This is a genomic window from Pseudarthrobacter arbutini, assembly GCF_054510915.1.
In genome coordinates this window covers 109,327-122,269 of sequence record NZ_JBTNDQ010000004.1, presented here as the reverse complement: position 1 = coordinate 122,269, position 12,943 = coordinate 109,327, and the positions used below count along the sequence as shown (strand labels likewise).

Annotated in this window: 12 protein-coding genes; all 12 read right to left on the bottom strand. The window is 64.6% G+C overall.

From position 1 onward, the window contains the following. Positions 1–49 precede the first annotated feature (49 nt). The 12 genes from ACX80V_RS06235 to ACX80V_RS06180 all read right to left on the bottom strand — a co-directional run bounded on the left by ACX80V_RS06235 (position 50) and on the right by ACX80V_RS06180 (position 12,840). A complete protein-coding gene (locus ACX80V_RS06235; protein WP_104060968.1) occupies positions 50–679 on the bottom strand; it encodes a DedA family protein in 630 nt (209 codons plus the stop codon). A 5-nt stretch (positions 680–684) separates the two neighbouring features. Beyond that, the gene (locus ACX80V_RS06230) at positions 685–1,998 is read right to left on the bottom strand and encodes a thymidine phosphorylase (protein ID WP_485842424.1); all 1,314 of its coding nucleotides are present in this window, start codon (positions 1,996–1,998) and stop codon (positions 685–687) included. Beyond that, on the bottom strand, positions 1,995–2,405 hold the full coding sequence (locus ACX80V_RS06225; RefSeq protein WP_485842423.1) for a cytidine deaminase: 411 nt from the start codon (positions 2,403–2,405) through the stop codon (positions 1,995–1,997). Before ACX80V_RS06225 ends, ACX80V_RS06230 begins: the two co-directional genes overlap by 4 nt. 5 nt (positions 2,406–2,410) lie before the next feature. Further along, a complete protein-coding gene (locus tag ACX80V_RS06220) occupies positions 2,411–3,736 on the bottom strand; it encodes an ABC transporter permease (protein WP_485842422.1) in 1,326 nt (441 codons plus the stop codon). Next, positions 3,733–5,100, bottom strand: coding sequence for an ABC transporter permease (locus tag ACX80V_RS06215; RefSeq protein WP_485842421.1), 1,368 nt, complete (start codon positions 5,098–5,100; stop codon positions 3,733–3,735). The genes ACX80V_RS06220 and ACX80V_RS06215 overlap by 4 nt, the downstream gene beginning before the upstream one ends. Next, positions 5,093–6,730, bottom strand: coding sequence for an ABC transporter ATP-binding protein (locus ACX80V_RS06210; protein WP_485842420.1), 1,638 nt, complete (start codon positions 6,728–6,730; stop codon positions 5,093–5,095). The genes ACX80V_RS06215 and ACX80V_RS06210 overlap by 8 nt, the downstream gene beginning before the upstream one ends. Positions 6,731–6,906: 176 nt before the next feature. Beyond that, entirely contained in the window at positions 6,907–8,013 is a 1,107-nt protein-coding gene (locus ACX80V_RS06205) for a BMP family lipoprotein (RefSeq protein ID WP_485842419.1), read from the bottom strand. 297 nt (positions 8,014–8,310) lie between these two features. After that, positions 8,311–9,333 carry an NADP-dependent oxidoreductase gene (locus ACX80V_RS06200; protein WP_485842418.1) on the bottom strand — a complete coding sequence of 341 codons (1,023 nt, stop codon included), beginning with the start codon at positions 9,331–9,333 and terminating at the stop codon, positions 8,311–8,313. Beyond that, positions 9,330–9,761 carry an organic hydroperoxide resistance protein gene (locus ACX80V_RS06195; RefSeq protein ID WP_485842417.1) on the bottom strand — a complete coding sequence of 144 codons (432 nt, stop codon included), beginning with the start codon at positions 9,759–9,761 and terminating at the stop codon, positions 9,330–9,332. The genes ACX80V_RS06200 and ACX80V_RS06195 overlap by 4 nt, the downstream gene beginning before the upstream one ends. 45 nt (positions 9,762–9,806) lie before the next feature. Next, positions 9,807–10,241, bottom strand: a complete 435-nt coding sequence (locus tag ACX80V_RS06190; protein WP_056343580.1) for a MarR family winged helix-turn-helix transcriptional regulator — start codon at positions 10,239–10,241, stop codon at positions 9,807–9,809. A gap of 178 nt (positions 10,242–10,419) precedes the next feature. Then, the gene (locus ACX80V_RS06185) at positions 10,420–11,619 is read right to left on the bottom strand and encodes an amidohydrolase (protein WP_485842416.1); all 1,200 of its coding nucleotides are present in this window, start codon (positions 11,617–11,619) and stop codon (positions 10,420–10,422) included. An 87-nt stretch (positions 11,620–11,706) separates the two neighbouring features. Further along, positions 11,707–12,840, bottom strand: a complete 1,134-nt coding sequence (locus ACX80V_RS06180) for a mannose-1-phosphate guanylyltransferase (RefSeq protein ID WP_485842415.1) — start codon at positions 12,838–12,840, stop codon at positions 11,707–11,709. Positions 12,841–12,943: the final 103 nt, after the last annotated feature.

The window sequence follows — 12,943 nt, the reverse complement described above, 5'->3', positions numbered from 1 at the left end:
AGTGTCCCATGCCCGGGACCCTGCCCGCTACGCACGGACGCCGCAAACCCTAGGCCTCCGGATCCTTCAGCCGCTCCACCACAGGAACCTTTCCCCGGATGCGGTTAATGATCAGATCCACCACGATTCCAAGGCCCACGGCGCAGACGATTGCGATGGCCGCGCCGAGCAGATGGTTGTTTTCGAACCACTGGCCGAAGAACAGCCCGATACCCACCGAGTAGGAGGCCCAGAGCGTGGCGGAAAGGACCGTCAGGCCCACGAAACGCAAGTGCGGATAGTGGGTCACGCCCGCGGTGAGGTTGACGGCGACCCTTCCGATAGGAATGAACCGCGCCACCAGGATGAGCGACGCCGGCCGCTTCCTCAGCTCGTCTCCTGCCCAGCGGAAGGCACTTTGCATCCGCGGTCCGCGCATCCAGTGCCAGCGCCGGGTACCCACCCGGCGTCCAATGAGGTACGCGATGTTGTCGCCTGAGAAAGCGCCCAGGCCCGCGACGGCCATCAGCAGCCAGGGATTGGGGACGTCCGCGGTGGCGGCAACGGCGGCCAGGCCCACCACCACGGATTCGCTGGGGATAGGCGGGAAAAACCCGTCGATCAGGCAGCAGGCCAGCACAAGGAGGAGCACCCACGGCTGCCCGGCGGCGGCGAGGATGAATTCATTGATGGCCTGCATTGTCCCTATGCTATTCGGTCGATGATGAGCTGCTGGGCCGGGCGCGACCCTTCCGGGGCAACCGTGACGGCGTGTTCAAGGGATTCCTTGGCGCGTGCGAACTTTTCCGGCGTGTCCGTGAGCAGCGTCATCAGCGGCTCGCCGGCACGGACCGTGGCACCAGGCTTTGCATGCATGCGGATCCCTGCACCGGCCTGGACGGCGTCTTCCTTGCGGGCACGTCCCGCGCCGAGGCGCCACGCCGCAACGCCCACTGCCAAGGCATCGAGCCCCACCAGGACACCGTCGGCCGGGGCGTAGATGACCTCGGATTCCTTGGCGACCGGCAGCTTGGCGCGCGGATCTCCGCCCTGCGCTTCGATCATCCGGTTCCAGACGTCCATGGCCCGGCCGTCCTTCAACGCGGCGCGCGGATCGGCGTCGTGGACGCCCGCGCAGGCCAGCATCTCTTCGGCCAGCCGGACGGTGAGTTCGACGACGTCTTCCGGGCCGCCGCCGGCCAGGACCTCCACGGATTCCTCCACTTCGATCGCGTTGCCTGCGGTGAGGCCGAGCGGGGTGTTCATGTTGGTGAGCAGCGCCACGGTGTTCACTCCCGCGTCCTTGCCGAGGGCCACCATGGTTTCGGCCAGTTCGCGTGCCCGGGCCTCGTCCTTCATAAAGGCACCGCTGCCCACCTTGACGTCCAGGACCAGGGAACCTGTGCCTTCGGCGATCTTCTTACTCATGATCGAGGAGGCGATGAGCGGGATCGCCTCGACCGTGCCAGTGACGTCCCGCAGTGCGTAGAGCTTCTTGTCCGCCGGCGCCAGCCCCGCCCCGGCAGCGCAGATCACGGCGCCCACGTCCTGAAGCTGCGCCATCATTTCGTCGTTGCTCAGGGCCGCCCGCCAGCCGGGGATCGATTCCAGCTTGTCCAGGGTGCCGCCGGTGTGGCCCAGCCCGCGGCCCGACAGCTGCGGCACGGCCACGCCGAACACTGCCACCAGCGGTGCCAGCGGCAGCGTGATCTTGTCCCCCACTCCCCCGGTGGAATGCTTGTCGCTGGTAGCCTTCACACCGCCGTCGGGCCGCCGGAGGCCGCCGAAGTCCATCCGTTCGCCCGAGGCGATCATCGCCGCCGTCCAGCGCGAAATTTCGGCGCGGTCCATGCCGTTGAGCAGAATGGCCATGTTCAGCGCGGCCATCTGTTCGTCGGCGATGACCCCTCGGGTGTAGGCGTCAATGGTCCAGTCGATCTGTTCCGGACTCAGGGTGCCCCGGTCCCGCTTGGTGCGGATGATGTCGACGGCGTCGAATGCCTCAGTTGCCTGTGTCACCTTGGATCCTCCAGGTTTTGGGGACCAAATGCGTCGGGCAGCACCTGGTCCATGGTTTTGATGCCTTGGGTTGTCATAAGCTCCATGTCAGGCGCGCGGAATTCATAGAGAAGCTGCCGGCAGCGGCCGCACGGCATGAGCACGTTGCCCGCGGCGTCTACGCAGTAGAAGGCGCGCAACAACCCGCCGCCGGTCATGTGCAGGTTTCCCACCAGGGCACATTCAGCACACAGGGAGAGCCCGTAACTGGCGTTCTCCACGTTGCAGCCGCTGACAAGCCGCCCGTCCTCGGTGAAGGCCGCGGCCCCCACCGGGAACTTCGAATACGGGGCGTAGGCGTTTTTCATGGCGTCGACTGCCGCGGCCTCCAGGGCCTGCCAGTCGACCGGGCTCGAAACCCTTTCCATGGCCGTCATCCCTTGACGTACGGGATGCCGCTGGCTGCCGGTGGCCTGGACCGGCCCACCAGCCCGGCCACGGCCAGCACGGTCACCAGGTAGGGCAGCATGGCCATGAACTGGCTCGGCACCGGGGTTCCGATGATGGTCACGATGCTCTGCAGGTTGTCCGCAAAGCCGAACAGCAGGGCAGCGAAGAACGCTCCGATCGGGTTCCAGCGTCCGAAGATCAGCGCGGCGAGTGCGATGAAGCCTCGTCCACCGGAGATTTCCTTCGTGAAGCTGTCGATCGCCACGAGCGTGAAGAACGAGCCACCGATACCTGCGATGGCACCGCCCAGGGTCACGTTCCAGAAGCGAGTGGCATTGACATTGATGCCCATGGTGTCGGCGGCCTGCGGGTGTTCGCCCACAGCACGGACCCGCAGGCCCCACTTGGTTTTGAACAGTCCAACCCAGACAACGATGACGGCGACGTACATCAGGTAGCCCACCAGCGACTGCTTGAACAGGATGGGGCCGAGGATCGGGATTCCGGAGAGGATGGGAATCTCGACGATGTCCAGGCCGGGCGGTGAGTTGAACTTGGCTTTGTCCGCCTGCATAACAGTGCTGAACAGGAAGCCGGTGACACCGGAAATCAGGACGTTGAGCACCACGCCGACGATGATTTGGTTGACCAGGTACTTGATGCTGAACACCGCAAGCACCATGGACACCGCCGCGCCGGCCACAGCGGCCGCAAGCAGGCCCACGAAGGGGTTCTGCGTAATGCTGGCCACGATTGCCGCGGTGAAGGCGCCGCCAAGGAGTTGGCCTTCGATGGCGATGTTGACTACCCCGACCCGCTCGCACAGCACGCCGGACAAAGAGCCGAACACCAGCGGGACGGCCAGGGTGACCGAACCGGCGATGAGTCCGGCCAGCGAAATGCTGGGCGTCCGGGCACCGCCCACCACCCAGATGAGGAAGGCTGCCACAAACAGCACCGTAAAAGTGACGGTCAGCCAGGCCGGCGTGGGCCGGGCCTTGGTCTTCAGATAGACGGCATAGGCCGCGAGCCCAAGCATCATGACCGAGAGGACGATGCCGCCCGGCATTGCAGGGATTTCCAGCGTGGGCAGCTGGAAGAAATCCTCGCCGGTGGAAATTCCGAACCTTGCGGTCTGCGCTGATCCCATCAGGCCGAAGAAAACAAAAGCGACGAGTCCCAGCGCCGAGAGCAGGACGGGGGTTTTCCAGAGCACCGGTTTGCCGGATGTTGGCTGGGCCTCGTCGGCCAGGGGCGATGTTCCGGGTGTTCCGCGTCCCGGCAGGGGCGATGTTGCTGTTGCGCTCATGCTGCGCCTCCGGTGGTTGCTGCCTGCTGGGATTTGCCGCCCTTGGCTGGCTTCTTGCGGCGGGGGTTCAGCCCGAAGACTGCCCGCACCAGCGGCGGGGCCGCGATAAAGAGGACAATCAGCGACTGGACCACCAGGACGATGTCGATGGGTGTTCCGGTCTGGATCTGCATCTGCGCGGCACCGGCGCGGAAGGCGCCGAACAGCAGTCCGGCAGCGAAGGTGCCCCACGGCGTCGAACGTCCCAGCAGCGCCACCGTGATGGCGTCAAACCCGTACGTTGCAGCGACGCCGTCTGTCAGGACCTTTTCCGTGCCGGCCACCTGGGCCACTCCGGACATTCCGGCGAGTGCGCCGGCTATTGCCATGACCAGGATGGTGGATCGCGAGACGTTGATGCCGGCGGTCAGCGAGGCCTTGGGGTTGGCCCCGACGGCCCGGAATTCAAAGCCGACCGTGGACCGGTTCAGCAGCCACCACACCAGGACAGTGGCCGCGATGGCCAGGACGAAGCCCAGGTGCAGCCGGTACTGTGAGCCGAAAATCTGCGGGTAGATTGCGGTGGGATCCAGGATGGGCGAAATCGGGTTGGACTCCCCCGGCCGCTGGAACGCCGGCGTGTTCAGCAGGTACCGCAGGAAGTAGAGCGCGATGTAGTTGAACATGATGGTCAGGATGACTTCGTGGGCGCCCGTCCGGGCCTTGAGGAGGCCAACCAGGCCACCCCAGAGGGCTCCGCCCACAAGGCCCGCAACCAGCACCAGCAACAGGTGCAGGCCGAGGGGAAGGTGCAGGGCAAAACCAACCCAGGCCGCGAGTATACCGGCCATGATGATCTGTCCCTGGGCACCAATGTTGAACAGGCCCGCGCGGAACGCGAGGGCAACGCCCAGTCCCGCCGTGATAAGCGGTGTCGCGATGGTAAGGGTCTCCATCAGGGGCGCGAACTGGACGGCCAGGCTGGAACCTCTGGGGTTGAAGACGGACCCCTGGAACAGTGCCACGTAGGACCGGGTGGCGGAGTTCCACACTGCCGAGAAGAAATCTGTGGGCCGTGCAAAAAGGTACCCCGACGCCGTACTGACGCGCTCGTCCGTGGCGGCAATCAGCAGCCCGCCGATCACCAGCGCCAGCAGGACGGCCAGAACCGAGACCATCCCGTTGCCGGTGAAGATTTTCCGCATGAGGGTGTCCGGGCCGCCGGGAAGTTTCCCGCTTTGGGCGGTGGCGGGCACTGCCGACGGGCTGATGGCGCCGCCGGCCGTGTCGACGGCCACCACAGCGGCGGTTTCTTCCGCCGCTACGCTCTGTTCGTGCGGTTTCGCGGGCTGGTCGGCATGTTTAGGGTGATGCTCTTCAGGCATGGTCGCCTCCTTCGGGGCTGGAGGCTGCACGGCGTTCTGCGGCAGCGGCATCCTTCGTATCGGCCGGGGGCGTTTCAGTGGCCTGCGTGTCAGCTTTCACCGGGGCGGCGTGGTCAGCGCCGGCAGCGTCTTCCGCGGAGATCCCTGCCATCATCAGGCCCAGGACATCGCGACCGGTGCCGGCGGGGACGATTCCCACCAGCTTGCCCTTGTACAGCACGGCAATCCGGTCGGCGAGTTCCATGACCTCATCCAGCTCGGTGGAGATGATCATGACCGGTGTGCCCTGATCCCGTTCAGCCACGATCCGCTTGTGCAGGAACTCGATGGACCCGACGTCCACACCGCGGGTGGGCTGCGAGGCGATAAAGAGGCGCAGCGGCCGGGACAGTTCCCGCGCCATGACCATCTTTTGCTGGTTGCCGCCCGAGAGGGTGCCTGCGGCCAGGAGGCCCGAGGGCGTCCGGACATCGAACTCGTCGATCCGCGATTTCGCGTTCTCCAGGACCTTCGCCGGGCTCATGCTGATGCCCTTGGCGAACGGCGGCTGGTCGTACCGGTCAAGCACAAGGTTCTCAGCGATCGAGAACGTGCCGATGAGGCCGTCAACGGACCGGTCTTCCGGGACGAAGCCGACGCCGGAGTTGAGGACGTCCTTCACGCTGCGGCCAACGAGCTCCACGTTGTCCAGGAGGATGGAGCCGTGGACGCGCTCCTGCAGACCAAGGATGGCCTCGGTGAGCTCGGTCTGGCCGTTGCCCTGGACGCCCGCGACGGCAAGGATCTCGCCACGGGCAATGTCGAAGCTGATGCTGTCAACGGTGTGCTGCCCGTTCGGAGCGATGACGGTGAGGTCCTTGACCTGGAAGGTCTTCTCTAGGGGCTTGGCGGGGGCCTTGTCCAGTGTGAGGCTGACGGCGCGGCCCACCATCATGGAGGCCAGCGCCGTGGTGGAGTCGCCTGGGTCGGCGGACCCCACTACCTTGCCGCGCCGGATCACGGTGATGGTGTCCGACACCGCCTTCACCTCGCGCAGCTTGTGCGAGATGAACACGATCGATGTGCCGCCGGACTTGAGTTGGCGCATGATGTCCAGCAGCTCGTCGGTTTCCTGCGGCGTCAGCACTGCCGTTGGTTCATCCAGGATCAGGACCCTGGCGTCACGGACCAGGGCCTTGATGATTTCCACGCGCTGCTGGACACCGACGGGCAGGTCCTCAACGAGGGCGTCCGGATCGACGTCGAACCCATAGCGGTCCGAGATTTCCTTGATCTTGCGGCGCGTGTCTTCCAGGTTGAGGAAGCCACCGGCCTTGGTGGTCTCGGCTCCAAGGGCCACGTTCTCGGCAACTGTGAAGACCGGCACCAGCATAAAGTGCTGGTGCACCATGCCGATGCCAGCGGCCATGGCGTCGCCGGGACCGCGGAAGGAAACAGGTTTGTCGTCAACGAGGATTTCGCCCTCGGTGGGCTCGTAAAGCCCGTACAGCACATTCATCAGGGTGGATTTGCCGGCCCCGTTCTCGCCCAGCAGACAGTGGATCTGTCCAGGTTCAACCACCACGTCTATGTGATCGTTGGCGAGCAGGGAGCCGAAGCGTTTGGTGATCCCTCTGAGTTCAAGTTTCAAAACTCTGACCAATCTCGAAGCGTCCGCAATCGAACCGGACGGGATATACGGCTGCAGCACCAGCCTAGTGCCTGCAGTTCCGGGTGGGCGGTCTTGCCGTGGAGTGAACTCCAACGAAAAGCGCCACCACCCGGCCAGTCAGTGACCATCCGGGGGTGGCGCTTTAGCGAGGGAGACTAAGCCTTGGGGCTTGCCGCGGACTCGACCTTAACCTTGCCGTCCACGATGTCCTTCTTGAGCTGGTCCAGTTCGGACTTCAGATCGGCTGGGACCTGGGAGTCGAAGCTGTGGAACGGGGCCAACTGGACGCCGTCGTTCGCCAGCGTGCCGACGTACGGGGTGTTGGTGAACTTGCCGTCCTTGTCCTCCTTCACCACGGTCTCTACAGCTTCGCCCATCAGCTTCATGACTGACGAAAGCATGATGTCCTTGTACTCGGGAGCCGTGAGGAAGCCATCGGAGTCAACCCAGATGAGCTTGACGTCCTTGCCGGCCGCTTTCGCCTCGTTCAGCGCTGCACCGGCACCCTTGCCCACGGGACCGGCAACGGGCATCACGATGTCCGCGCCCTGGTCCAGGAAGTTCTGGGTGAGCTGCTTGCCCACGTCCTGTTTGGTGAAGTCGCCAGTGAAGCTTCCGTCCTGTGCAGCCTTGTCCCAGCCGAGGACCTTGACACTGGTGCCCTTTTTCTCGTTGTAGTACTTCACGCCGTCAGCGTAGCCATCCATGAAGATGGTGACGGTGGGGATCTTGATGCCGCCGAAGGTGGCCACGGTTCCGGTCTTGGTAGTGCCTGCAGCGAGGTATCCGGCCAGGAAGGCAGCCTGGGCGGTGTCGTAGATGATCGGCTTGACGTTGCTGATGGGCGGGTCGTAGCCGAAGTCGATGATGGCGAAGTGGCTGTCCGGGTTTGCCGCGGCCTGGGTCTTGGTGGCGTCACCAAGCAGGAAGCCGACGGTGAGGGTGAGGTCGCAGCCGGCGGTGACCATGGCACGGAGGTTCGGCTCGAAATCGTTGTTGCTCTGGGATTCAACCTGGTTGACTTTGATGCCCAGGTCCTTCTCAGCCTTCTTCAGTCCATCGTAGGAGGACTGGTTGAACGACTGGTCATCGAATCCGCCGGAGTCCGAGACAATGCAGCCGGTGTAGTCCGTGGCCGTTGCTGTGGGACTGCCGGCTTCGGGAGGCGCACCGCAGCTGGTCAGCAGGAGTGCGGTAGCACCCATGGTGGCCACGCTAGCAACTGAACCGCGCTTAAGGTATGCACGCAGTGATGTCTTCAAGATTCCTCCAGGATGAAGAGAGATGCGCTACGACGTGAATTCAATGAGTGTCTGTTTCAACCCTGAAATTCTGTTTTCACTGACGGTCCGCAGCACTGCGCCGAAGCGCTCTGATAGAACCAACATTAGTGGCCTGCAGCACATCTGCTATCACATTGGAGCCGGATCCTGAAGATTGTTGAGAATTTGTTACCAACCAGTAGAAGACGGCGGTTCCGTCCTTTCCCATTAAGCGCGAACGGACACTTGGGGCCCGCCCGGCAGGGCCTCAAGTGTCCGTTCGCGCTGGTGGGGAGCTTAGAGGCGCACCAGCATTTTGCCCGTGTTCGCGCCGTCGAGCAGATCCATGAAGGCCTGGGGCGCATTCTCCAGACCATCCACCACGGTCTCGTCATACCGGACTGAACCTTCCGCCAGCCAGGCTGACATCTTGCCGAAGAATTCAGCGCTGTGCTGGCGCTGTCCGCTGACGAGGAACCCCCGCAGGGTGAGCTGCTTGCCGATGGCAAGGGCGAGGTTCCGCGGCGCCGGCGTGGGTTCGGTGGAGTTGTACTGGGCTATCGCTCCGCACATGGCCACACGGCCGCCCACATTCAGGACCGCCAGGGCAGCCTCCAGCTGATCGCCACCCACGTTGTCGAAATACACGTCAATACCTGCGGGTCCTGCGGCCTGGACAAGCTGTTCCCGCACAGGCCCGTCGTTGTAGTTGAACGCGGCGTCGAAGCCCAGTTCCAGGAGCCGGGCCACTTTCTCCGCGGTTCCCGCGCTGCCGATGACCCTGGAAGCGCCCATCGCCTTGGCGATCTGGCCCACAAGAGAGCCCACGGCACCCGCCGCACCTGACACGAACACGGCATCGCCGGGTTTGAACTCCGCCACTTTGAGCAGGCCGGCGTACGCCGTCAGGCCGGTCATGCCCAGCGCTCCAAGGAACGCCGACGCCGGCGCAAGGTCTGTGCGGGCAACCGAGGTTGCGTCTGCCTCCAGGACCGCGAATTCCCGCCAGCCCAGTTGATGGACGACGGCGTCCCCCACCTTCCGCCCCTCGGCCCTGGACGCGATGACCTCACCGATGGCGCCGCCGTCGAGCGCTGCATCCAGAGCGAACGGGGCCGAGTACGACTTGACGTCGTTCATACGGCCGCGCATGTAGGGGTCCACGGAGATGTAGAGGTTGCGGACCAGGATCTGGCCGTCCTGAAGCTCCGGCAGCGGTGCCTCTGCCAGCCGGAAGTTCTCGGGACCGGGACGCCCTACCGGACGCGAGGCCAGGCGGATTTCGCGGCTGGATGATGGCAGTGCCGTTGTCACGCTCATGCTGCGAACTCCAGGATCTTGATGTCCACGGTCATGTTTCCGCGGGTGGCGTTGGAATAGGGGCAGATCTGATGCGCTTTGGCCACCAGGGACTCGGCCGTGGCGAGATCCAGGGCCGGAACCGCGATCTCCAGTTCAGCAGCGAGGCCGTAGCCCACGCCGTCGTTCAGGGCGCCAAAGTGGATCTTGGCCGCCACGGCTGAATCGGTCAGGTCTGCGCGCTCCTTGCGCCCCACGAGGCGGAGCGCCGAGTGGAAGCAGGCCGCGTAACCGGCGGCAAAAAGCTGCTCCGGGTTGGTGCCCTGGCCGTCACCGCCCAGCTCTATGGGACTGGCAAGACTGACATCCAGCTTGCCGTCGTTGGTACGTGCGTTGCCGTCGCGGCCTTCGCCGGAAGCCAGGGCCTCGGCAGTGTAGAGAGTCTTCATAGGTGGTCCGTCCTGTTGGATGTGGATAACGGAAATCTTGGGCGCTCAGTGCGCGCGGTGAAGGGCTTCTGTGAGCCTTTCAAGAGTGGTGCGAAGCTGTTCCAGCTCATCGGCTGACAACCCGGCGGCGTCCGCAAGGTGCCGTGGAATCCCGCTGGCCTTGCTGCTGAGCGAGCGTCCGGCCGGCGTCAGGTGGACTGCAACACGGCGCTCATCTTCCCCGGACCGGCGGCGCTCCACGAGCCCCATGGCCTCAAGCCGCTTGAGCAGCGGCGACAGCGTGCCGGAGTCAAGGCCCAGTTCCTCGCCGAGCTCCTTGACGCCCTTCGGCTCCGATTCCCAGAGGACCAGCATCACCAGATACTGCGGGTACGTCAGGCCGAGGTCTTCCAAGACGGGGCGGTAGACCGCTGTTGCCGCGCGGGACGCGGAGTACAGCGCAAAACACACCTGGCGGTCGAGGCGGGGGGCTTCAGTCATACCTAAGACGGTAGTCCACAATTCAATTGTGCACAACTTACCGTGCCAATGAGACGCGCGAACGAGCACATAACACCCTCAAAACCGGGATTTGAGGGTGTTATCTGCCAGTCCGCGCGGGAGGTGGTGCTTAAGTGTCCGTTCGCGCCAGGGGGTTAGGTAGCTCGGGGCGCGGGGGCTAGAGGTCGCGGATGGTCCGGAGGGCAGCTGCCGTCAGGACCTGGATGCCCAGGCCCAGGGCGCGTTCGTCCAGAATGTAGTCGCCGCGGTGCAGGTCATACTCTTCGCCGCCGGGGGTCTTCGTGCCCAGGCGCATCATCGCGCCGGGACGCTCAGCCAGGAACCAGGCGAAGTCCTCGCCGCCCATGGACTGCGGCGTCAGCACTACGGCGCCTTCACCGATTTCGGCGCGGGCTGCGGCCTCAATAAGTGCGGTCTCGTGCTCCGAGTTGACCACCGGCGGCACTCCCCTGGTGTGCTCCAGGCGTACTTCCACACCGTAGGGCGCGGCCACCTGATGTACTACTTCGTCCAGGAGCTCGCCGGCGTCTTTCCAGGCATCGCGGTCCAGGCAGCGCATGGTCCCGGCCATGAAGCCGGTGCCGGGAATCGCGTTTGGCGCGGATCCGGCGGAGATATGGCCCCACACCACAGAGACACCGCTGCGCACGTCAACGCGGCGGGACAGCACAGCCGGAACATTCACGGCGATCTGTGCCAGGGCGAACACGAGGTCCTCCGTCAGGTGCGGACGGGAGGTATGGCCGCCGCGGCCGCTCAGCTCGATCCTGATGGTGTCCGACGCGGACGTGATGGCGCCGATGCGCGTACCGATGCGTCCGACGTCGATCCTCGGGTCACAATGCAGCGCAAGGATGCGCGGCACACCGTCCAGGACGCCCTGCTCAATGCAGGACAGTGCGCCGCCGGGCATGGTCTCCTCGGCAGGCTGGAAAATGATCCGGACCGAACCGCCCAGCGGGGACTCCTCGTGCATGCGCTGCAGGACCAGCGCGACGCCGAGCATGGCGGCGGTGTGGACGTCGTGGCCACAGGCATGCGTGACGCCATGGTTCTTTGAGGCAAACGGCAGCCCCGTTTCCTCGATGATGGGCAGGGCGTCAATGTCGCCCCGGAGCGCTGTGGCGATGGGACCCTCGCCGATGTCGACGGTGAGGCCGGTGCCTTCAAGCCGCCGCGGAGCCAGTCCGGCGGCTTCGAGCCGCTCCACCAGCTTGTCTGTGGTGCGGAATTCCTTGAAGGAAAGCTCGGGGTGCGCGTGCAGATCCCGGCGGAAGTCGATCAGCTCCGGCAGGAGGGGTTCCAACCATGGCCGCACTAATGCGGTGGGCTCGGCTTCAGTAGTGTAATTACGCACTCATTTACTCTAGCGAGCGTCCACGGAATAGCGTCATCACGGCGGGCGCGTTACAGATTGTGCCGCGCCTGGACACTTCCGACCGGGTTACAGAACGTCGGTGTCGCCACTGGCCTTGAGCGCGTCAACGGCTCCCTTGACCCGCTGCGCGTGCTGCTTGGTGGTCACCAGGAGGGCATCGCCCGTGTCAACGATGACCACATCCTTGATGCCGATCAGGGCGATCACGCGCTTCGTGTCCGAAACCACTACACCACTGGCGTTTTCAGTGAAAACCCGGGCGCCTTCACCGATAACGGTGACGTCATCGACTTCCCGCGCACTGTTGAGCCGGCCCACCGAAGCAAAGTCCCCGACGTCGTCCCATCCGAAGGTGCCCGGCACAACGGCAACATCGCCAGCAGCGGCGGCAGGCTCGGCCACCGCATAGTCAATGGCGATCTTGGGCAACGTGGGCCAGACGCGGGCTGTGACGGCATCACGTTCGGGAGTGTCCCAGGCCTGGGCGATCTCCTGCAGGCCCTTGAACAGCTCCGGCTGGTTGGCCTCAAGGTGCCTAAGCATCAGGGCAACGGGAGCCACGAACATTCCTGCGTTCCAGACATACTCACCGCTGTCCACATACTGCTGGGCAACTTCCTCGTCCGGCTTCTCCACGAACTCCACCACGGCCTGGGCGCTGGGCGCACCTTCGATGTTGAGTCCCTCGCCGGCGCGGATGTAACCGAAGCCGGTGGACGGGTGGGTCGGCTTGATGCCGATGGTCACGATCTTGCCGGCGGCGGCCGTGTGGATGGCCTCGCGGACGGCCTGCTGGAACAGGTGGTCAGGACTGATGACCTGGTCAGCGGCGAAGGAACCCATGATGGTGTTCGGGTCACGCTGGTACAGGATGGCGGCAGCCAGGCCGATGGCGGCGCCGGAATCCTTGGGCTCGCTCTCCAGGACCAGGTCCGACTCCTGGACCTCGGGCAGCTGCCGGCAGACGGCGGCCCGGTGTGCAGTGCCGGTCACCACGAGGACGCGCCTGCCTGCCAGCGGCTCGAGGCGGTCGTAGGTGGCACGCAGCAGAGTGCTGCCGGACCCGGTGAGGTCATGGAGGAATTTGGGAGCTGCTGCCCGTGACAGGGGCCAGAGGCGGGTCCCCACTCCGCCTGCCGGAATGACCGCAATAAAGCGGCTCAGGGGTGAATCCGGGCTTGTCACTTTGTCTGTACTCATCACGGCTACTTTAGCTGACGAGCCGTGAACTGCCCTTTCAGAACCCTCCGCCAACCCCCGCGGGCGCGCCATGGTGTGGTGTTCGTCTCATCTACGGGCAAAA